Source organism: Sphaerisporangium sp. NPDC088356, assembly GCF_040685555.1.
Classification (GTDB): domain Bacteria; phylum Actinomycetota; class Actinomycetes; order Streptosporangiales; family Streptosporangiaceae; genus Sphaerisporangium.
The window spans coordinates 1-21,568 of the sequence record NZ_JBFBIK010000099.1 but is presented as its reverse complement, the minus strand read 5'-3'; the positions used below and the strand labels follow the sequence as shown (position 1 = coordinate 21,568).

Genomic DNA, 21,568 nt, shown 5'->3' with positions numbered 1-21,568 from the left:
TCCACTGGCCCATCTTTGACCATCTCGTTACCATGACGACGGGGGCTGACCGAACGTCGAGGCGGGGCGGGGCGCCATGGAGCGCGTGGGGAAGTTCGTCGCTTGGGTCGGCAAGAACGCCGACGGTGTGATCGCTCTGTTGCTCGCCGTCTTCATCGCCTTCCTCGGGCTCATCCCGGGGGGCCAGATCCTCGGCCAGCCGAAGGGCGAGCTGATCAGCGGGGTCACCCTCGTGGTCCTCGGGCTGCTGACCGCCGCGATCCTGCGCGACCGCTGGCGGCAGGAGCCCATGGAGGAGACGATCAAGGAGAACTTCCGCACCACCTCCGGAGCGCTCGCCGGCCTGCCCGCACGCCTCGATCGCCTCTCCGAGCTGGAGGCGGTCGTCGAGAGCGCCCGGCGCGTGCTCGACAACCTGCAGATCGTGCAGGCGCTCAACAGCGCCGACGAGATCTCCAGGGCGCACGCCGAGGCCCGGCGCTCCACCGACCGCTGGATGTTCAAGGGCGGCACCGGCACGTACGTGAGGGCCGTGACGCTGCCCGATCTGGTCGTCGCCGCCCGGCGCGAGCGCAGGGCGCTGCTCGTGCGACTGGAGATCATCGATCCGACGCACGTCGGCGTCTGCGAGGCCTACGTGCGCTTCCGCCGGTCGGTGTCCGAGGCGCCCGACGGCACCGGGGAGTTCTGGACGGTCGACCGCACCCGGAAGGAGTCGTACGCGACGATCCTGGCGGCCTGCTGGCACCGGCAGCGGTTCAGCCTGCTCGACATCGACCTCGGGCTGTCGGCGACCATGACGACGTTCCGCTGGGACCTGTCGGCCAACCACGTCATCATCACGGTCGAGGACCCCAACCGCGCCCTGATGAGCCCGCGCGGCAGCTTCTACTACGACAACTGCGCCACCGAGTTGCTCTCCAGCCTCGACCAGGCCCGGCGGGTCCCGATCGAGGCGGCGAAGGCGGCGCTGCTCAGCGACGAGCCCACGGTCGACGAGACCCGCAGGCTCTTCGAGGTGCTCGGCCTCGGCCTGCCGAAGTCGTACGGCGACCGCGACGTGGTCGAGATCATCCGTAAGGCCATTCGAGCGAAGAACCCTTATGCGACATGAGATATGAAGATCTGTACGACGAGCTGACCTCGGGCGCGGTCACGCCCGCCCTCCCCCGCCGGACGCTGCGGATGCTGGAGGAGATCGCCGAGGGCAGGTCCGCGATCAGGGCGATCCGCCATCCGCTGGGCTTCGTCTGCCTCCCCGTGGAGCGCGGCGGCGAGCACGGCGTGTGCGTGCACCTCTGGTCGGGCGCCTTCCCGAGCCCCGGCATCACCACCTCCGAGGTCCACTGCCACAGCTGGGACCTGGTGAGCTACGTCCTGTACGGCCAGGTGCTCAACGAGCTCGCCAGCGTCGCCGACAGCGGCGCGGGCGCCACCCACCGGGTCTTCGAGGTGATCAGCGCCGGCGGGGTCGACAACATCAGCCCCACCGAGCGCACCGTGCGGTACACCGGGGGCAGGTCGGGGGTCTACCGCGCCGGCGACGTCTACACGCTTCCCGCGGGGGTCTTCCACCGCAGCGTGGTCCCCGAGGGCACCGACACGGCCACGATCGCGCTGGGCAGCGGGCGCCACGGCACCGATCTGTCCCTCGGCCCGCTGGGTTCGCGCTCCCACCGCGTGACCCGTGAACGCTGCGACGATGAGGAGACCGCGCGGGCCGCCCGGCTGGCCGCGGAGCACCTGGCGCGAACCTAGGAGGATCCCGTGGATCTCGATCACGCCCGCCGGGTGGCGGTGGTGGCCGCGGAGGCGGCCGGGGCTCTGCTCAGTGAGCGGATGAAGGGCGTTCTCGGGATCCGCTCGAAGGGCGGGGGCGACCTCGTCACCGATCTCGACCTGGCGTCGGAGAAGCTCCTCATCGAACGCCTCCAGGCGGCCTTTCCCGGGCACCGGGTGGTGGCCGAGGAGTCCGGCGTCTCGGGAGATCCCGACGGCGACTGGACCTGGCTCGTCGACCCGCTCGACGGCACCAACAACATCGTGATCGGCCTGCCGCTGTACGTCGTCGGGCTGGCCCTGTGCCACGGCGGCCTGCCGCAGCTCGGAGTCGTCCACGACCCCGTGGCCGGGCAGACCTGGTCGGCGGTCAGGGGCGGGGGCGCCTTCGGCCCCGACGGGCCCGTGCCGTCCCCCCGCTACCGGCCCACCCCGCACGGGCCGGTGCTCGCCTGGACGCAGGGGCACGGCGTCGCCCGCGACGATCCGGCCATGCGCGCGCTCAAGGCGGCACTCGACGTACGGGCACGGCGGGTGCTCCAGCTCTGGGCGCCCCTGCTGGGCTGGGTGATGCTCGCGCGGGGCGACATCGACGCGGTGGTGGGCTACCGGGCGGAGGCGGTCGACCTGCCCGGCGGGCTGCTGATCGCCCAGGAGGCGGGGCTGTGCGTGCGCGCCTTCGACGGGAAGCCCTTCGACGGGCATACGGATCTGCCCTCGCACAGGCGCAGCTTCGTGGCCGCCCCATCCGAGCTCGTCGACGACCTGCTCGGCCTGGTCACGGCATCCATGAGCTGAGCGGGCCCGAGGCCCGCCGGGGTCTCAGGCGGTGAGGAGCAGGGCCGCGACCGTGGCCGCGATGCCGGTGACGGCCAGGCACACCCCCGTGAGCACGAACTTCACCAGCGGCACCTTCACGGCGCGCCGGCGGCACCACTCGAACCACAGCAGAGTGGCCAGGGACGCCCACGGGGTGATCACCGGGCCGACGTTCGTGCCGATCAGCAGCGAGAGCAGCTGGTCGTGGTTGGCGGGCGGGATCACCCGCTCTCCGGCGTAGTACGCGGGCAGGTTGTTGACGATGTTCGACAACCCCGCGCCCGCCGCCGCGGCCCGGTAGTCCCCCGCGGCGTCGCCCGCCTCGCCGATGAGAGCCCGCATGAGATCGTCCAGTCCGTACCGGCTGAGCGTGGGCACCACCAGGAACAGCCCCGTGACGAAGACCAGGAGCTGCCAGGGGAGAAGCCCCCATGTGAGCTTAGAGCGGTCGCGCCAGGCGAAGGCGGCGACCACCAGGACGGCGGCCACTGCGGCCGCGACGCCGATCTGGAGCCCCGCGAGGATGGCCACGATGAACAGCACGCAGGCGACGGCCGCGACGCTGAACAGCACCGGGTCGCCCGCCGGGGGCTGGGGCGGCGGCACGTACCTGTCCTCGCCCCGCTCGCCGCGCCGCCAGAAGAAGATCCACAGGAACAGCATCGTCACGGCGATCGCGGTGACCTGCGGTGCCCACATGCGGGCGGCGAAGTCGCGCGTGGACAGCTCCACCCGGCCCATGGCCAGCAGGTTGGTCAGGTTGGAGACCGGCAGGAGCAGGCTCGCGGTGTTGGCCAGCCAGATCGTGGTCATGGCGAGGGGCAGCGGCGCGATGCGGGCACGTGGCGCCAGGGCGAGCATGACCGGCGTCAGCAGCACCGCGGTCGTATCCAAATTCAGAAAAATCGTGACAAACGATGCGAAAGCCGTACAAAGCAGGAAGAGGGCGAAGTAGTTCCCGCGTCCGACGATCGCCAGCCTGCCGGCGAGGACGTCGAAGACGTTCGCCTCCTTGGTCAGCTCGGCCAGCACGATCACCGCCGCCAGGAACAGCAGGAGCGGGCCGATGCGGCGGAGGTTGGCCTCGGCCTCGTCCGCGGGAAGCAGCCCCGTCGCCACGCACACCAGGCCCACGGCGAGCACACCGATCCGAACCCAGTCGAGGACCGTCAGCCGCCGTATCACGTAGGCCATGATCGCACACCGCTCAAATGATCAAAATCCTCGAAACCCCCGTCGGCAAGGGAGATAATGGCCGCCGGTGAACCCGCACGGCGGTCACGCTGTACCCCGCCGGTGGTGAGGTGCGACGAGTGGGAGTCCGCATGGACGGTCGGAACGGCACGCGGATCGAGATCTTCGTCAGCTACTCCCCCGCGGACGAGCGCTGGGCCACCTGGATCGCCTGGCAGCTCGAGGCCGCCGGATACCGCACCATGCTGCAGGCCTGGGACTTCGTGCCCGGCACGAACTTCATCGACTTCATGGACCGGGGCGTCAGCGAGGCCGGCTTGATCGTCGCCGTCCTGTCCAGAAACTACCTCGGGTCTCGCTTCGGACGGCAGGAGTGGCTGACCGCCTTCCGCGCCGATCCCGACAATCCCGGCAACCGGCTCGTGACGATCCGCATCGAGGACTGCCCGCTCGAAGGGCTGCTGTCCACGATCACGTGGGTCGACCTGGTCGGTGTGACCGACCCCGACCAGGCCAGGTCCCTGCTGCTCGGCCGCATCCAGCACACCCTCGCGGGACGGGCCAAGCCCGCCGAGCAGCCGGTCTTCCCCGTCGCGCCCGCCAAGACGATCCCGGGCACCGTGGTCCAGGAGGCGTCCGGCCGGGCCCCTGAGAGCGCCGGGAACGGCGGGGTCGCGCGGGCCGAAGTCCCGCGTGCCCCCGCGGAGCCGCACGTCCCGCCCCGGCGCAGGACGCCGGTGGCCCCGCCCGCCTTTCCCGCGGGCGGCGCCCCCCGCCAGGAGCGCTCGTCGATCACGCTGCTGCACGTCGCCGGGCCCAGGTTCGGGCGCGGGCTCGCCGAGGAGGACGAGCCGCTCGGCGCCGGCGAGCTGCAGTCGAGCGTGTGGGCCGACCTCACCCGCCTGGCCGACGCCGGCGTGCCCCGCCCCGACCTGCTGGTGGTCACGGGAGACATCACCGAGTCGGGCAGCATCCGCGAGTACGGCGAGGCGCTCGCGTTCCTGACCGGGCTCCGCGTGCTCCTCGGCCTGGAGCCCCGGCGGCTGATCATCGTGCCCGGCCCCCGCGACGTCACCAAGGCGGCGAGCCGGGCGTACTTCGCCACCTGCGAGGCCGACGACGTGGCGCCCGAGCCGCCCTACTGGCCGAAGTGGCGGCACTTCTCGGGCCTGTTCAAGGATGTCTACCAGGGGCTCGCCGACCCCGACTTCGACAGCGCGCAGCCCTGGAGCCTGTTCGCCGAGCCCGAGCTGAAGGTCGTCGTCGCCGGGCTCAACTCGACCATGGCCATGAGCCACCGCGAGCAGGACGCCTACGGGCAGCTCGGGCAGGCGCAGGCCGCCTGGTTCGCCGAGCGCCTGCGTCCCTTCGAGGAGACCGGGTGGCTGCGCGTCGGAGCCGTCGGCCATCCGCCCTCGGCCCTGCGGGACTCCGGCACGCTGGCGCGGCTGCTGGGCGGCAAGCTCAACCTGCTGCTGCACGGCGGCGGCCCGGACGAGATCGGCTCGATCGGCGACCTGCCGTGCGTGCCGTCCCTCGCCCCGGGACGCCACCAGATCATCGAGATCACCCCCGACGGTGTACGCCGCTGGGCGCGCGACCGGCCGGAGATCTCCCCGCCGGACGAGATCCGGTACGACCGGCGTGCGGTGCACGGAACGTTCCCCCCGGCCGCCGCCGTCGAGCAGGCCACGCTGAACCCCCTGGAGGCGCCGCCGGACACGGCCGGGCAGCCCGAACGGCAGGCGGACCCATCCAGCCTGCTGCTCGACCGGGTCGCCGAGGTGTGCGAGACGCGCAGCGACCGGGCCAAGATCCGCAAGGTGCCGGGCGAGCCGCCGCACCTGCTCGTCACCATGGCCGAGGACGGCTTCGTCCGCCAGCAGCTCATCGGCGCCCACGCCGGCCCCCTGACGGCCGAGGACGTCACGGCCTTCCTGCGGCAGGTCCACGCGGCCGGGCTGGAGCACGGCTCCGAGCTGGTGTACCAGGGGCCCACCCCGTCCCAGCTCATGCGCGACGACGCGCTCCGGCGCGGCGTACGGCTGCGCAGCTTCACCGAGTTCCAGGGGCTGCTCGACCTGTCCGACCACGTCGCCGACCAGACCGCCCGGCTGCGCGGCGACCGGCGCTACCCGCCGGAGCTGTACGTCCAGCAGCGCTACCGCGAGGTCGACCGCACCGGCCAGGGCGTCCGCGACGACCTCGCCGGGGAGCTGATGCGGCTGCTGGCGGCCGACCACGGCCGCTTCGTCCTGCTGCTCGGCGACTTCGGCCGCGGCAAGACGTTCGCGCTGCACGAGGTGGCGCGCAGGATCCCGGCCGAGCTGCCCCACCTGACGCCGATCCTCATCGAGCTCAGGGCCCTCGACAAGGCGCACTCGGTCGACGGGCTGGTCGCCGCGCATCTCGCCAACCACGGTGAGGAGCTGATCGACCTCAAGGCCTTCCACTACATGCTCCGCCAGGGCCGCATCGTCCTGCTCTTCGACGGGTTCGACGAGCTGGTCACCCGGGTCACCTACGAACGCGCGGCCGACCACCTCGACACACTGCTCCAGGCGGCCGAGGACAGGGCCAAGGTCGTCGTGGCCAGCCGCACCCAGCACTTCAAGTCGCACGCCCAGGTGCTCACGGCGCTCGGCGAGCGGGTCGGCACGCTGCCGCACCGGCGGGTGCTCAGCGTGGAGGAGTTCACCCCCGCCCAGGTCCGGGCCTACCTGGTCAACAGGTACGGCGGCGACACGCGGGCCGCCGACGACCGCATGAGCATGCTCACCGGCATCGCCGACCTGCTCGGCCTCGCCCAGAACCCCCGCATGCTGAGCTTCATCGCCGACCTGCCGGACGACCGCCTCCGCGCAGTGGCCCAGGCGGGCGAGACCATCAGCGCGGCCGGCCTGTACGCCGAGATCCTCGGTCACTGGCTGGTCTTCGAGGAGCGGCGCACCCACGTGCCGGGGGCGCCCGGAGGGCTGAACGCCGCGGAGCTGTGGCGGGCCACCACGACGCTGGCCCTTCGCCTGTGGGAGAACGGCGAGTCCTACCTCCAGCCGGCCGAGCTCACCGAGGTGGCCGAGACGCTGGCCGAGCTCGCCGACAGCCGCCTGTCGGTCAGCCAGACCGCTCACGCGATGGGCACGGGCAGCCTGCTCGTCCGCACCGACGAGGGACTCTTCGGCTTCATCCACTCCTCGGTGATGGAGTGGATGGTCGCCAGGCACATCGCGGGAACGCTCGGCGAGCACCTCGCGCGGCGGCCCCTGTCCGCGCTGATCGTCGACTTCCTGTGCGACCTCGCCGACACCGGCCGGCTGCAGGCGTGGGCGGGCAAGACCCTGGCGGACCCGGGCGCCGACGACGTGGCGCGGGCCAACGCGATCAAAATCACCACCCGCCTGCGCACGCCCGCCCGCGCCGACCTGCGCGGCGCCCGGCTGCACGGCGAGGACCTCTCCTACCGCGACTTCGCCGGCGTCGACCTCACCGGGGCCGATCTGACCGACGCTCAGCTCGTCGGGACGAACCTCACGCGCGCCATCCTCCGCGACGCCCGCTTGAACGGCGCCCGGCTGGACGAGGCCGTCCTCGCGGGCGCTGACCTGCGCGGCGCCGACCTGACCAGGGCCCGGCTCCCCCGTGCCGACCTCCGCGACATCGCCACCGAAGGCGGGCGCTGGGACCGCGCGGCCCTGATCGACGTCACCGCCTCCCCCGCGCTGGGGGCCGATCCGGCGCTGCACGGCGCCGCCATCGCGCCGGGCCACCCGGTGACGCCCGAGCTGGCCCCGCCGCAGGTCGGCGTCCCGTTCGGCTTCCACTTCCAGAGCAGCCGCCTGCCGGAGCCGGTCGCCTACGGTCCCGGCGGCGGCGTCCTCGCCGTCGGCACCGAGGACGGCGGGGTGCTCATCTGCGACAGCGTCACCGGATCGCCCCTGCGCACCCTCCACGGCCACCGCGGCCGGGTGTACAAGGTGACGTACGGGCCGGGGGTGCTGGTGACCGGCGCGAGCGACGGGAATGTCCGGGTGTGGGACGCGCTGACCGGCGAGATCCGCCACGTCCTCACCGGGCACCCCGAGGGGGTCTGGCCGGTCGTCATCAGCCCGTCCGGGGAGCTGGTCGCCGCGGGCGGGGCCGACGGCGTGGTCCAGGTGTGGGCCGCCGCCACCGGCGCTCACGTGGCCTCGCTGCCCGGCCACACCCCCCCGATCTACACCGCCGTCTTCCTCCCCGGCCGGCTCGTGACCGGCGACGCCGGGGGCGCCATCCGCGTCTGGGACCTGGACACCGGCAGGCTCAGCCACACGCTGACCGGCCACCGGGGCACCGTCTACCGGCTGGCGCTCAGCCCGGACGGCCGGATGCTGGCCGCGGGCGACCACACCGGGGCCATCAAGATCTGGAACCCCGCCACCGGCACGCAGCTGCACGACCTGCGCGGCCACACCGGGCGGGTCTACACCCTGGACTTCCACCCCTCGGGCGACCTGCTCGCGTCCGGTGACACATCGGGCGGCGTACGGCTGTGGGATCCCCGCCGCGGCGAGCCCTCGGGGGCGCTCCCCGGCCACTCAGGGGCCGTGTACCAGGTGCTCTTCGCCCCCGGCGGTGACACACTGGCCACCGGCGACAGCGACGGCATGGTGCGCGTCTGGGAGCCGGACACCGGCCGCCAGCGCGCCGAGCTCGCCGGCCACCGGGGCTCGGTCTGGCCGTTCGCCTTCCGCCCCGACGGCCAGCAGCTCGCGACGGCCAGCAACGACGGCACGGCCCGGCTGTGGGACACCGAGACCGGCCAGTGCCGGCACACCCTGCGCGGCCACGGCCGCCGCATCACGGGAGCGCGGTTCAGCGCCGACGGCACCATGCTCGCCACCAGCGGCAACGACGGCTACGTCCGGCTGTGGGACCCGCGCACCGGGCGCCGCCTGCGCGAGCTGACCGGCACCGCCGACCGGCTCATCTCCGCGATCTTCAGCTCCGCCGGCCCGCTGCTCGCCACCGCGAGCAACGACGGCGGCGTCTACCTGTGGAACCTCGCGGCCGGATCGTTCGAACGCGAGCTCAACGTCGAGACCGACCACGTCTGGGCGGAGGCGTTCAGCCCCGACGGGGAGATCCTCGCGACGGCCAACGACGACGACAGCGTCCGGCTGTGGTACCGCGTCTCGGGACGGGAGCTGTGCAACCTCGCCGAGCACCGGGGGCGCGTGCGCTCGATCGCGTTCAGCCCCGACGGCGCCACCGTGGCCACCGGATGCGACGACCGCATGGTGAGGCTGTGGGACGTCGAGTCAGGCAGGCGCCTCGCCACCCTCGAAGGCCACTCCGACCGGGTCTACGCCGTACGGTTCGACCCGACGGGCAAGCTCCTCGCCAGCGCGAGCAACGACGGCACCGCCCGCGTCTGGGAGCTCGGCCCCGGGGGCTCGCCGTCGTCCGCGACACCCCCGCACATCCTCAGACGGCACACCGGACGGCTCTGGGCGCTGGACTTCAGCCCCGACGGCACCGTGCTCGCCACGGGCGGGGACGACCTCGTCGTACGGCTGTGGGACACCGCGTCGGGGCGGCACCTCCACACGCTCGTGGGCCACACCCGCCGCGTCTGGTCGGTGGCGTACAGCCCCGCCGGCGACCTGCTGGCCAGCGCGGGAGACGACGGGGCGGTGATCCTGTGGAACGTGGCGGGCGAGGTCCCGGTGCGGCGGGCCACGCTCCTCGGGCTGGCCGAGGGATGGGCGGCGCTCAGCCCCGACGGCCGGTACAAGATGGAGGGCGAGATCGCCGGGCAGTTCTGGTACGTCGTCGGCATGTGCAGGTTCGACCCGGGGGAGCTCGACCCCTACCTTCCTGGCATCCGCCAGATCGCCCTCGACGCCGAGTTCTGACCGGCCACGGCTTGTGCCGGCGGCGCCGCTCTGCTTCACGGCGGCCGAAAGCCCGCCTGGCGGCTCCTGAGCGCGCCGCAGCTCCCCGCTCCGTCCCGGGTGACCCCTCAACGCCCCCAGCGGCCGTAGAAGCCCTGTGGGCGCCCTGAGGCCCATGCCGGTGGGCCCCCGGGGTCAGCCCGTCGCCGATTCGCGGCGCTTCTGGAGTTCTGCCCACACCTCGTCGACCCTGGAGTCCAGCCGGTCCAGGGAGCCCTCGTTGGGGATCACGATGTCGGCGATCTTCAGCCGGTCCTCCCGGGAGGCCTGGGACCTGATGCGGGCCAGGGCGTCCTCCTCGGTCATCCCGCGCAGCCCGACCAGCCGGCCCAGGCGCACCTCGTCCGGGGCGTCGACCACGATGACCACCTCGTACATCGGCGCCAGGTTGTTCTCGGCGAGCAGCGGCACGTCGTACACGACGACCGCGTCGCCGGGCGCGCCTTCCTGGACCTCGGCGACCCGCTCCCCCACCCTCGGGTGGACGATGGCGTTCAGCCGGCGCAGCTTGTCGGCATCGGCGAACACGATCTGCCCGAGCTTCTCGCGGTTCAGGGAGCCGTCGTCGCGGAGCACGTCCTCGCCGAACGCCTCGACGATGAGCGCGAGACCCGTGGTGCCCGGCTCGACGACCTCACGCGCGATCTTGTCGGCGTCGATGACCACCGCGCCGTGGTCCGCCAGGCGCCGGGACACCTCGCTCTTGCCCGACCCGATGCCGCCCGTCAGCCCGATCTTCAGCATGCACGAAGGGTAGCCAACGCTATGCGGGCTTGCGCATGTGCACCAGGGTCAGGTGGTCGTGGACCCGCTCCCGCCGCGTCTCGCGGTAGCCCAGGCGGCGGTAGAGCCGCAGGTTCCCCTCCGAGAGGTGGCCGGTGAACAGGTCGAAGGCGTCGACCTCGGCGCCCAGCTCCCGCTCGATGGCCCGGAGCAACGCGGTGCCGACCCCGCGGCCCTGCTGGTCGGGGGCCACCACGAGCCGCCCGATGATGCCGGCGCGGTCGGCGAGCTGCCCGCGCACCGCGCCGACGATGCGGTCACCGCCGAGGGCCTTCAGGACGGTCGCGGTCGCGATCGTCGCGCGCATCCGGTCGAGCGACTCCACCAGGGGGCCGATGAACGGGTCCCCGTACAGCTGCGCCTCGCTCACGTAGGCCGCCCGCTGGAGGGTGAGGATCTCCCCGGCGTCCTCGGGCACCGCCCGCTCGATCCGCGTCACCCGCCCACTGTAGGGCGTCCCAGGAGCACGAAGAGGGCCCCACCGAAGTGGGGCCCTCTCAGTGAACGGAACTCAGAGCGTCAGCTCTGGCCACCCGCCAGCTTCTCGCGAAGCGCGGCCAGGGCCTCGTCGGAGGCCAGGGCGCCCGCGGCCGGAGCCGTGCCGCCGGTGGACGACGAGGACGGAGGAGTCTCACCGGAGTAGGTGGACGGCCCCGCGGCCTCCGCCTCCTCCGCACGAGCCTTCTCGACCTGCGTCTTGTGAGCCTCGAAGCGAGTCTGGGCCTCGGCGTACTGCCGCTCCCACTCCTCGCGCTGCTTCTCGAAGCCCTCGAGCCACTCGCCCGTCTCGGGGTCGAACCCGTCGGGGTAGATGTAGTTGCCCTGCTCGTCGTAGGTCGCCGCCATGCCGTACAGCGTGGGGTCGAACTCGACGTCGGCACCGATCGCGCCCTCGTTCGCCTGCTTCAGCGACAGCGAGATGCGACGGCGGTCGAGGTCGATGTCGATGATCTTCACGAAGATCTCGTCGCCGACCTGGACGACCTGCTCCGGGATCTCCACGTGGCGCTCGGCCAGCTCGGAGATGTGGACCAGACCCTCGATGCCCTCCTCGACCCGGACGAACGCACCGAACGGCACCAGCTTGGTGACGCGCCCGGGAACGACCTGCCCGATCTGGTGGGTGCGGGCGAACTGCTGCCAGGGGTCCTCCTGCGTCGCCTTGAGCGACAGGGAGACCCGCTCGCGCTCCATGTCCACGTCGAGAACCTCGACGGTGACCTCCTGGCCCACTTCGACGACCTCGGAGGGGTGGTCGATGTGCTTCCAGGAAAGCTCGGAGACGTGCACGAGACCGTCGACGCCGCCGAGGTCCACGAACGCACCGAAGTTGACGATCGAGGAGACGACGCCCTTGCGGACCTGGCCCTTCTGCAGGGTGTTGAGGAAGGTCTGGCGGACCTCGGACTGGGTCTGCTCGAGCCAGGCGCGCCGGGAGAGAACCACGTTGTTGCGGTTCTTGTCCAGCTCTATGATCTTCGCCTCGAGCTCTCGGCCGACATACGGCTGGAGGTCGCGGACCCGGCGCATCTCGACCAGCGACGCCGGCAGGAAGCCGCGCAGGCCGATGTCGAGGATGAGACCACCCTTGACGACCTCGATGACCGTGCCGGTGACGATGCCGTCCTCGTCCTTGATCTTCTCGATCGTGCCCCAGGCGCGCTCGTACTGCGCGCGCTTCTTGGACAGGATCAGCCGGCCTTCCTTGTCCTCCTTCTGGAGGACCAGGGCCTCGACGTGCTCGCCGACCTCGACGACCTCGGCTGGGTCGACATCGTGCTTGATCGAGAGCTCGCGCGAGGGGATGACACCCTCGGTCTTGTAGCCGATGTCGAGCAAGACCTCGTCTCGATCGACCTTGACGACGGTGCCTTCGACGATGTCGCCGTCGTTGAAGTACTTGATGGTCTCGTCGATCGCGGCGAGGAAGGCCTCCTCGGAACCGATGTCGTTGACCGCTACCTGCGGGGTGCTCGAGGTGGCCTCAGTGCTGCTCGTCATGTGTGGAATTGCTCCGAACGCGGACAGATGTCGATGTGGCGGACGCGCGGCAGGCCCCTTTTGATCGCTCAAGCCGAGGATGGTCGGGATGACCCTTGGTCGACATGACCGAGCGCGAGCCCGCTCCGTCCGAGGCGCACGCGAGCCCACAGCGCAGCGATCAGCATATGAGAGTACGCGGGCGTGGTCAATCCGGCGCTCACCCAGACAACCCCGGAAGCCTTCAATAGGTGATCAACACCCCGTCGAGCTTTGCCTGGATCTTACCTCGAAATCGACGGGGGATGGAGACGTGCGCGGGGTCCCCGTCCGAGGTGTATCGCCTATCAGGGTGCTTGTGCAGCCACTCCAGCCAGTACTGGGAGCACCATTTCCGGCACTCCCCCTTTTTACCGTTCGACTGGATCCGCGGGATGTTGTACCGATCGAAGTCCTTCGCGTAGGGCGAAATCGCGGGCTCCGCCCCGGCGAGGAAAACGGCGTCGAAACGATACGAAGTGCCGTCCCACTTCCCCTCGCGCGCCGTCGACCTCTTCTTGGGCCTGCTGCCGTACGGCAGGGCGAACGTGGCCGACCGCGGGGCGCCGAGCTCCTTCAGCAGCCGCTGCTGGCGCACGATGCTCTCGGCGATCTTCTTCTTGGTCAGCAGGTAGAGGTCCGGATGGCGGAAGGTGTGGTTCGCCACCTCGAACCCGTGCTCGACCAGCCACTCCACGGCCGCCTTCTGCCGGTCGCGGTCGCGGAGGCCGAACGGGTCGGCGTTGATCCAGAACGTCGCCACCGGGCGGAAGCCCGGATGCCTGCCGGCGACGTCGTAGATGATCCGGACGACGGTGTCCTTCTTGGGCATGCCGTCGGCGCCGAGGGCGAAGTGCGAGGGGTGGCCGTCGTCGAAGGTCAGCACGACCGGATGGGCGCCGGCCGGGATGTCGACGGCGCCCGCCACGAACTCGGCGGCGGTGATCGGCACGTAGCCGTCCTTGGCCAGCTTCTCCAGCTCCGCCCTGAGCTGGGAGGGGGTGCGGTCGATGGAGGCCACGCGCTTCTTCAGGATCCGGTGGTACATCAGCACGGGGACCAGGCCCAGCTCGTTGGCCCCGACGTTCCTGGCCGACTCCGCGGTCGCCGTCACCGGTGGCGGCGGGGGCACCGCCGACGGCGCGGCCGTCGTCCCGGGCTTGGCGGCGTGCTCGGCGGTTTCCTCCTCATGCCCGAAGGGCAGAACCAGCAGCGCGACGACGGCGACGATCATGACACCGATGTTCACGATGCCGATGAGTGGTGTCAGGCCGGGTGCGCTGCGCACAAGTGGTCTCCTGGATCGGCGGCAGGTCGATTTTCGCCCTGGGACCGCCCAATGGCCGCGTCCCGAGCCGCGTACACACCTATCATGTGTTGAAATTTGATCGTGAACTGGAGCCTGCGCGCCTGCGGCCGACACGGCCACGTGACCTACGCCCCCACCGAGGAGGCGCTCCGGGAGCGCCTGCGTGCCGAGACGGCGCTCGGGGAGGCCTGGCGCTGCCTGCGCTGCGGGGATTTCACGCTCGGCGCGCCGCACGGCTCGGGCCCCGCCGGAAACGCTCCCATCGTGCTCCGCGGCAAGGCGCTGCGCGACGCCACGATCCTGCGGCTCCTCGCGGTGTTCCGGTGGGGCAAGGGGCTGCTGGTGCTGGCGGCGGCGTTCGGCATCTGGAGGTTCCGCGCGCACCAGGACGCGATCAGCATGGCCTTCGACGAGGACGTGCCGCTGCTGCAGCCGCTGGCCGACAAGCTCGGGTGGAACCTTGAGGAGTCGGGCGTGGTGCACACGCTCCGCACGGTGCTCGGCGCGGAGACCAGGACGCTGACGTGGATCGTGCTCGGCCTGCTCGTCTTCGGGTCACTGCTCACGACCGAGGGCGTCGGGCTGTGGCTGCTGCGGCGCTGGGGCGAGTACTTCGCGGTGGTCGCGACGTCGCTGTTCGTGCCGGTCGAGATCTACGAGATCGTCGAGAAGGTCACCTGGCTGCGCATCGTGATCCTGCTGATCAACCTCGCCGCCGTGCTGTACATCTTGCTGTCGAAGCGGCTGTTCGGCTTGCGGGGCGGGCACGCGGCCTACGAGGCCGAGCGGCACGAGACCAGCCTCCTGGAGGTGGAGACCGCCGCCCTGGAGGCCTCACGCCCCACCCGCCACCACACCGCCCCGGCCACCACCGACTGACCGCCGCCGGAGGCCGCCACCACCCCGGCGGCGACGCCGGGGGCGGCCTCAGTGGCCGGCGTCCTGCCAGGTGCGGCCGACGCCCACGGAGACGTCGAGGGGGACGCGCAGCTCGTACGCGGCGCACATCTGGGCCACGACCAGCTCGCGCAACCGGTCGAGCTCGCCGGGCGCCACCTCGAAGACGAGCTCGTCGTGAACCTGCAGCAGCATCCGTGAGCGCAGCTCCCGCTCGCGCAGCGCCCGCTGCACGTTGAGCATCGCCACCTTGATGATGTCGGCCGCGGAGCCCTGGATTGGGGCGTTGAGCGCCATGCGCTCGGCCATCTCGCGCCGCTGCCGGTTGTCACTGGTGAGGTCGGGAAGGTAGCGGCGGCGACCGAGGATGGTCTCGGTGTACCCGTCGTGCCTGGCCTGCGCGACGATCGTCGCGAGGTAGTCGCGGACGCCGCCGAACTCCTGGAAGTACTCGTCCTTGAGCGCGCGGGCCTCGGCGACGGGGATGCCGAGCTGGCCCGACAGCCCGAAGTCGGACAGGCCGTACGCCAGGCCGTAGTTCATCGCCTTGATGCGCGCCCGCAGCTCGCCGTCGACCTGCTCGGGCGGGATGTCGAACACCCGGGCCGCGGTCGCCTGGTGGAAGTCGTGCCCGGACTCGAACGCCGCGATCAGCGCCTCGTCGCGGGACAGGTGGGCCATGATGCGCAGCTCGATCTGGCTGTAGTCGGCCGTCAGCAGGCTCTCGTGGCCCTCGCTCACGATGAAGCCCTGCCGGATGCGGCGGCCCTCGGCGGTGCGGATCGGGATGTTCTGCAGGTTGGGCTTCTCCGACGACAGGCGCCCGGTCGCCGCGATGATCTGGTTGTAGGTGGTGTGGATGCGCCCGTCGTCGCCGATCTCCTTGATCAGGCCCTCGACGGTGGTGCGCAGCCGGGTCTGGTCACGGTGGCGCAGCAGGATCGTCGGCAGCTCGTTGTCGGTCTGCGTGGCGAGCGTCGCCAGGGCGTCGGCGTCGGTGGTGTAGCCGGTCTTGATCTTCTTGGTCTTCGGCAGCCCGAGCTTGACGAACAGGATCTCCTGGAGCTGCTTGGGCGAGCCCAGGTTGAACTGCTCGCCGACGACCCGGTGGGCCTCCTCGACGGCCTGCTTCACCGCGGCGCCGAACTCCACCTCCAGCCCGGCGAAGTAGTCGTGGTCGGCCGCGATGCCGTCGCGCTCGAGCTCGGCGAGCACGCGCACCAGCGGCAGCTCGACCTCGCGCATCAGCCGGATGCCGCCCCGGGGCTCTAGATGGGCCTCGAGCGCGTCGGCGAGCTCCAGCACGGCCTGGGCCCGGACGGCGAGATCCTGGCCCTCGTTGTCGCCGGGGTCGTCGAACAGCGCCGCCTGGCCGTTCGTCTCGGTCTCGGCGCGCAGCTCGCGGTGGAGGTAGCGCAGCACGAGGTCGTCGAGGGGGAAGGACCGCTGCCCCGGCATCGCCAGATAGGCCGCGAGGGCGGTGTCGCAGGTGAGGCCCTGAAGGTCGAGACCGTGGGCCCACAGGGCCAGCAGCGGGCCCTTGGCGTCGTGCAGGGCCTTCGGCCTGGACTCGTCGGCAAGCCACCGGCGCAGCGCGCCCTCGTCGGCGGGGCTGAGGCCCACCAGGTCGATGAACGCCGCGCGCTGGACGCCCTCGGCGTCGGCGGGGGCGGCGACGGCGATGCCGTCGAGCCTGCCCGTGCCGCTGCCGTAGGTGCCCTTGACCGCCAGGCCCGCCCTGCCCTGCGGCATGACGGCGAGCCACGCCTCGACCTCGTCGGGGCCGAGGGTCACCACCTCGACCTCGAACCCCTCCTCGGCCTCCGGCTCGGCCGTGCCGATGCTCTGGTAGAGCCGGTCGCGCAGCACCCGGAACTGCAGGGTGTCGAAGAGTTTGTGGATCTCGTCGCGATCCCACTGGCCCATCTTGAGGTCGGCGACATCGGCGTCGAGCGGGACGTCGCGCCGGAGCTCGGTGAGCTGGCGGTTGTGGATCACCTGGCCGAGGTGCTCGCGGAGCTTGTCGCCGACCTTGCCCTTGACCTCGTCGACCCGGCCGACCAGCTCGGTGAGCGAGCCGAACTCCTTGACCCACTTGGCGGCGGTCTTCTCCCCCACGCTCGGAATGTTGGGGAGGTTGTCGCTGGGGTCGCCGCGCAGGGCGGCGAAGTCGGGATACTGCTCCGGGGTCAGGCCGTACTTCTCGACGACGGCGGCGGGGTCGAACCGTGTCATGTCGCTGATGCCGCGGCGCGTCATCAGCAGCGTGATGCGGTCGTTCACCAGCTGGAGCGCGTCGCGGTCGCCGGTGACGATGAGCACGTCCATGTCCTGCCGGGCGCCGCGGTCGGCGAGCGTCGCGATCAGGTCGTCGGCCTCGTAGCCCGCGAGCGAGAGGTAGGGCACGCGGAGCGCGTCGAGCACCTCGAAGATCAGGCTGACCTGGCCGCGGAAGTCCTCAGGGGTCTCCTGGCGGTTGGCCTTGTACTGCTCGTAGGCCTCGTGGCGGAAGGTGGGCTCCGACCGGTCGAAGCAGACGACCACGTGGCTCGGCCGCTCGTCGCGAAGGACGTTGATCAGCATCGAGGTGAAGCCGTACACCGCCTCGGTGTGCTGGCCGTCGGTCGTGGTGAGGTTCGCGTCCTTCAGCGCGTAGAACGCGCGGTACGCGAGTGAATGCCCGTCGAGGAGAAGCAGGCGGTCACGTGCGGGGGTCGGTTCCTTCTTCGGCACACCCGCAGCCTAGTCTCCATGTACGACAGAACACCCCGCGCTGTGCAACTGGAGGCGTCCCCTTGACCATGATGAATCCCGAGGATCTCGCCCGCCTCGAACGCCTGTACGGGGGCGACTACAAGGGCACGCTGATCGACACCATGGGCATCGAGTTCATCGAGGTCAGGGCCGAGCGGGTCGTCGCCCGCATGCCGGTCGAGGGCAACACCCAGCCGTACGGCCTCCTCCACGGAGGCGCCTCCTGCGTGCTCGCCGAGACCATCGGGTCCACCGGCGCGGCCCTGCACGCCGGGGAGGGCCGGCGAGCCGTGGGCATCGAGATCAACGCGACCCACCACCGGTCGGCCACCTCGGGCCACGTGACGGGCGTCGCCACCCGCCTGCACGGCGGCCGCAGCGTCGCCACGTACGACATCGAGATCACCGACGATGAGGGGCGGCGCGTCTGCACCTCGCGACTCACCTGCATGCTTCGTGACGCCGTGTGATATTTGGTCTTTATCGGACCACGATTTGCGACTCTCTTTGCACGGGGGCCTCATAGCTCGCTAGCGTTGTGACGCCAGAGCCCGTGGGTGGTCGAGTAGACAACGTGTGCGGCCGGGGAAGCCCTACATGGCCCCAAAGATCACCCGCGGGCTCGCTGTGCCTTCCGGCCCCGAAACGGCCCGATCCCCGCGGGCCGGGGCCGGCGGGGATCGGTGCGTGCCTTCAAAGACGGTGCGTTCCTTCCAAAAGCCCGCGGAAGGCCTTCAGATGGCCGGCGGCGACGCGGCCGGGGCCTCGTCCTGGCCGGGCACGCCGTCGTCCTCCGAGTGGGTCGGGTCCAGCACCCTCTTGAGGAACGTGCGCGTGCGGGCGTGCTGAGGGTCGCCGATCACCTGGTCGGGCGGTCCCTCCTCGACGATCACCCCGCCGTCCATGAACACCACGCGGTCGGCCACCTCCCGCGCGAAGCTCATCTCGTGGGTGACCACCAGCATCGTCATGCCGTCGCGCGCGAGCTTGCGCATGACCGACAGCACGTCGCCCACCAGCTCGGGGTCGAGCGCGGAGGTGGGCTCGTCGAACAGCATGAGCGCCGGGTCCATGGCGAGGGCCCTGGCGATCGCGACGCGCTGCTGCTGGCCACCGGAGAGCTGCGGGGGGAAGGCGTCGCACTTGGCCGCGACGCCCACCTTCTCGAGGTTCTCCCGGGCGATGCGCTCGGCCTCGGCCCTGCCCCGCTTGAGCACCCGCCGCTGGGCGATCATGACGTTCTGCAGCACCGACATGTGCGGGAACAGGTTGAACGACTGGAAGACCATGCCGAGCCTGCGCCGGGCCGCGTCGATGTCGACGTCCGGATCGGTCAGCTCGACGCCGCCCACGGTCACGCTGCCCTTGCTGGGCTCTTCGAGCAGGTTGACGCAGCGAAGCAACGTCGACTTGCCCGACCCCGAGGGGCCGATGACACAGACGACCTGGCCCTCGTCGACGGTGAAGTCGATGCCCTTGAGCACCTCCAGCTCACCGAACGACTTGTGCAGGTCCTTGATCTCGACCGCGTGCGTCACCGGGGTCACCGTCCCTTCGCCTGACGCTTTTCGAGGCGGCCCGCCAGGTAGCCCAGCGGGATCGTGACGAGCAGGTACGTCAGTCCGACCACCAGGATCGGGGTGGCGTTGCTGGTCGTCGAGGCGAGGTCGTTGCCGAACTTCGTCAGCTCGACGTACTCCCCGCTCACGCCGAGGAACAGCACCAGCGAGGAGTCCTTGAGCAGCGACACGAACTGGTTGGTGGTCGGCGGGATCACGATGCGGATCGCCTGCGGGATGACCACCGAGATCATCGCCCGTGAGTGCGACATGCCGAGTGACCGCGCCGCCTCGCTCTGCCCCTTCGGGACGGCCTGCAGGCCCGCCCGGAGCGTCTCCGCCATGTACGCCGAGCTGACGATCGTCAGGCCGAGGATGCCCTGCCCGTACGTCCCTCCCGGGATCTGGAACCCGGAGAGCGCCAGCGGCAGGAAGAGGATGAACAGGAAGATCAGCAGCGCCGGAAGCCCGCGGAAGATCTCGATGTAGATGGTCGCGATCCAGCGGTACGGCCGTACGGACGACATCCGCATCAGAGCCAGCAGGAGGCCGCCGAGCGATCCGAGAACGAAGCCGCCCACGGTGTAGATGATCGTGTTCTTGAGCGCGACCGTGAACACGTCGGGGAGCGCCTGCTTGGCCACGTCCATCTTGGTGAAGTTCTCGGCGAGCCCCTGCCAGTTGGTCAGGAGGACGACGGTGACGAGCACCGCCACCAGGACGACGTACTGGATGGCGCGGCTGATGCGCTGCCGCTTACGAGGGCTGAGCCTGGCCCTGCCGGGCAACTGCCCGGCAGGACCGGCAGGCCCGGCCGTCATGGACTGATCGGTCATGGATCAGGTTCCGAGCTCGCCGGGCTTCTTGCCGAACCACTTGACGTAGATCTGCTCGTACGTGCCGTCGGTCTTGGCCTTGGCGATCTCCTCGTTGATCACCTTGACCAGCGCGTCGTTGCCCTTCTTCAGGCCGACGCCGTACTGCTCACCGGTGTCCAGGCTCGCGATGAGCTCGAACTTGCTCGCGATCTCGGGCTTCTTCAGCCAGGTCAGCACGACGGGAAGGTCCTGGACGATCACGTCGGCCTGCCCGGACTGGAGGCCGAGCAGCTCCTTTGGGGAGTCGGCGAACTCGGTGGGGTTGAGGCCCTTGCTCTTGACGTAGTCGAGACCGGTCGTCGAGGCCTGGGCGCCGAGCTTGAGCCCCTTGGCCTTCACGTCGTCGAGCGACTTGGCGCCGGTGCCCTTCTTGGCGAGCAGCGCCTGGGTGGCGTCGAAATAGGGGTCAGAGAACAGAAGATTCTTCTGGCGCTCCGGAGTGATCGTCATGCCCGCCGCGGCGACGTCGCACTTGCCCGCGTTGAGCGCCGCACCACTCTTGATCACCGCGAAGTCGATGTCAACGATCTCCTGGGTCACACCGAGCTTCTTGGCCGCGAGGTCGACGATGTCGACGTCGAAGCCGACGGTCTTGTCACCCTGCTTGAACTGGAAAGGCTCATAGGGCAGGTTCGTGCAAGTCGTCAGCTTGCCCGGGTGTATCAACTTGATCCCCGCGGCCGACGCGCTGCCGGCGGGGGCACTGGAGCTGGTCGCACTCGTATCAGATCCGCCACCGCAGGCGGAGAGAAGGAACGCGGCGCTGACGGCCAGCGCCCCGATCGAGGTCATACGGCGACGCCTGGGCCAAAAGACCACAACGTCCTCCTCTTTAGCTGTATGTCGGAGTTAAGTTAAGTTACCGTAACTGTGGCCATGGTCCCGCACCTGGTCACCAGGGGTATTACCGGAATGAAACGATCGCACAACACATGACACAGCCTGGCGCTCCTAGCAGAGGGGCGAGCTAGGGTGCCACCGTGCGAGCGCCTGTGGTTGTGCTGGGCTTCATGGCTTTTGCCACCATCTCGCTGTCCGGCTGTTCCAGCGGACCCGCAAAGCCCGCCCCGAGCCCCTCCCCCACGTATGTGGTCCCCGCCGAGACCGCGCGCCCCGGCGAGACCGTGATCACGGCGAAGCCGGTGGTCGACGGCCAGATGCGGTTCCGCGTCCTTGGATTTCACGACGGCATGCCGAGCATCTTCGGTAGCCACGCCGAGTGGAACGCCAAGGGCCAGTACGTCCGGGTGCGCGTCCTCATCGAGAGCACCGACCGCACCAACCAGGTGTTCGACGCCAAGCAGCAGCTGCTGGTGGCGTCCGACGGGCGCACCTTCTCGGTCGACGACGCCGCCCAGACCACCAAGCGGCAGCCCGGCCGGCTCCCCGTCGGCAGCTTCGTGCGGATGGAGTTCGACCTCTGGTACGACGTGCCCAAGGACGTGAAGATCACCAAGATCCGGTTCTTCGCCGATCCGCCCCTCGGGGCCATCGGTCCCTCCAAGGGCGTCGACGTACCGCTGCGCTGACCGGCGGGAGCCTCCTCGTACAGGAGAGTGTGCCGGCCCGGCCGGGGGGCGCCGTGCCCCGGCCGGGCACGCGGGTGAAAGGGCCGCGCCCACGGGGAGGCCGTCCCCCCACACA

16 protein-coding genes are annotated in these 21,568 nt (G+C 70.6%); 7 read left to right on the top strand and 9 right to left on the bottom strand.

From position 1 onward, the window contains the following. Window positions 1–76: 76 nt before the first annotated feature. From AB0O34_RS28080 to AB0O34_RS28070, 3 genes are read left to right on the top strand one after another with little or no spacing between them, the layout of a single operon-like run. Window positions 77–1,114 (top strand): hypothetical protein, encoded by a 1,038-nt coding sequence (locus AB0O34_RS28080; RefSeq protein WP_363920352.1) that lies wholly within the window; start codon window positions 77–79, stop codon window positions 1,112–1,114. After that, a complete protein-coding gene (locus tag AB0O34_RS28075) occupies window positions 1,111–1,758 on the top strand; it encodes a hypothetical protein (protein WP_363920350.1) in 648 nt (215 codons plus the stop codon). The genes AB0O34_RS28080 and AB0O34_RS28075 overlap by 4 nt, the downstream gene beginning before the upstream one ends. A 9-nt stretch (window positions 1,759–1,767) precedes the next feature. After that, window positions 1,768–2,577, top strand: coding sequence for an inositol monophosphatase (locus AB0O34_RS28070; protein ID WP_363920348.1), 810 nt, complete (start codon window positions 1,768–1,770; stop codon window positions 2,575–2,577). Window positions 2,578–2,601: 24 nt separating this feature from the next. On the opposite strand, the gene AB0O34_RS28065 is transcribed toward AB0O34_RS28070, so the two are convergent. After that, complete coding sequence (locus AB0O34_RS28065) at window positions 2,602–3,792, bottom strand: SLC13 family permease (protein WP_363920346.1); 1,191 nt, start codon at window positions 3,790–3,792, stop codon at window positions 2,602–2,604. 131 nt (window positions 3,793–3,923) lie between these two features. Between AB0O34_RS28065 and AB0O34_RS28060 the strand changes: the two genes are divergently transcribed. Continuing rightward, window positions 3,924–9,686 carry a TIR domain-containing protein gene (locus tag AB0O34_RS28060; RefSeq protein WP_363920344.1) on the top strand — a complete coding sequence of 1,921 codons (5,763 nt, stop codon included), beginning with the start codon at window positions 3,924–3,926 and terminating at the stop codon, window positions 9,684–9,686. Between the two features lie 174 nt (window positions 9,687–9,860). Here AB0O34_RS28060 and coaE read toward each other — a convergent pair whose 3' ends face one another. The 4 genes from coaE to AB0O34_RS28040 all read right to left on the bottom strand — a co-directional run bounded on the left by coaE (window position 9,861) and on the right by AB0O34_RS28040 (window position 13,815). After that, window positions 9,861–10,469, bottom strand: coding sequence for a dephospho-CoA kinase (gene coaE, locus AB0O34_RS28055; RefSeq protein WP_363920342.1), 609 nt, complete (start codon window positions 10,467–10,469; stop codon window positions 9,861–9,863). A gap of 19 nt (window positions 10,470–10,488) precedes the next feature. After that, window positions 10,489–10,947: a GNAT family N-acetyltransferase gene (locus AB0O34_RS28050; RefSeq protein ID WP_363920340.1), complete on the bottom strand. Its 459-nt coding sequence runs from the start codon at window positions 10,945–10,947 to the stop codon at window positions 10,489–10,491. A gap of 80 nt (window positions 10,948–11,027) precedes the next feature. Further along, the gene (gene rpsA, locus AB0O34_RS28045) at window positions 11,028–12,509 is read right to left on the bottom strand and encodes a 30S ribosomal protein S1 (protein ID WP_363920338.1); all 1,482 of its coding nucleotides are present in this window, start codon (window positions 12,507–12,509) and stop codon (window positions 11,028–11,030) included. A gap of 223 nt (window positions 12,510–12,732) precedes the next feature. Beyond that, window positions 12,733–13,815, bottom strand: coding sequence for a polysaccharide deacetylase family protein (locus AB0O34_RS28040; RefSeq protein ID WP_363920336.1), 1,083 nt, complete (start codon window positions 13,813–13,815; stop codon window positions 12,733–12,735). Window positions 13,816–13,917: 102 nt separating this feature from the next. Here AB0O34_RS28040 and AB0O34_RS28035 point away from each other — a divergent pair, with 102 nt between their 5' ends. Next, window positions 13,918–14,715, top strand: coding sequence for a DUF2127 domain-containing protein (locus AB0O34_RS28035; protein WP_363920368.1), 798 nt, complete (start codon window positions 13,918–13,920; stop codon window positions 14,713–14,715). A gap of 48 nt (window positions 14,716–14,763) precedes the next feature. Here the strand turns inward: AB0O34_RS28035 and polA are convergent, their stop codons facing one another. Continuing rightward, entirely contained in the window at window positions 14,764–17,466 is a 2,703-nt protein-coding gene (polA, locus tag AB0O34_RS28030; RefSeq protein ID WP_363920335.1) for a DNA polymerase I, read from the bottom strand. Between the two features lie 71 nt (window positions 17,467–17,537). Here polA and AB0O34_RS28025 point away from each other — a divergent pair, with 71 nt between their 5' ends. Further along, complete coding sequence (locus AB0O34_RS28025; RefSeq protein WP_363920366.1) at window positions 17,538–17,957, top strand: hotdog fold thioesterase; 420 nt, start codon at window positions 17,538–17,540, stop codon at window positions 17,955–17,957. Window positions 17,958–18,221: 264 nt separating this feature from the next. Here the strand turns inward: AB0O34_RS28025 and AB0O34_RS28020 are convergent, their stop codons facing one another. The 3 genes from AB0O34_RS28020 to AB0O34_RS28010 are packed head-to-tail and all read right to left on the bottom strand — an operon-like array spanning window position 18,222 to window position 20,716. Then, entirely contained in the window at window positions 18,222–19,034 is an 813-nt protein-coding gene (locus AB0O34_RS28020; protein ID WP_363920333.1) for an amino acid ABC transporter ATP-binding protein, read from the bottom strand. Beyond that, window positions 19,031–19,882 (bottom strand): amino acid ABC transporter permease, encoded by an 852-nt coding sequence (locus AB0O34_RS28015; protein ID WP_363920331.1) that lies wholly within the window; start codon window positions 19,880–19,882, stop codon window positions 19,031–19,033. Before AB0O34_RS28015 ends, AB0O34_RS28020 begins: the two co-directional genes overlap by 4 nt. A gap of 3 nt (window positions 19,883–19,885) precedes the next feature. Beyond that, complete coding sequence (locus AB0O34_RS28010; RefSeq protein WP_363920329.1) at window positions 19,886–20,716, bottom strand: ABC transporter substrate-binding protein; 831 nt, start codon at window positions 20,714–20,716, stop codon at window positions 19,886–19,888. A 218-nt stretch (window positions 20,717–20,934) separates the two neighbouring features. Between AB0O34_RS28010 and AB0O34_RS28005 the strand changes: the two genes are divergently transcribed. Then, complete coding sequence (locus AB0O34_RS28005; protein ID WP_363920327.1) at window positions 20,935–21,453, top strand: DUF4352 domain-containing protein; 519 nt, start codon at window positions 20,935–20,937, stop codon at window positions 21,451–21,453. Window positions 21,454–21,568: the final 115 nt, after the last annotated feature.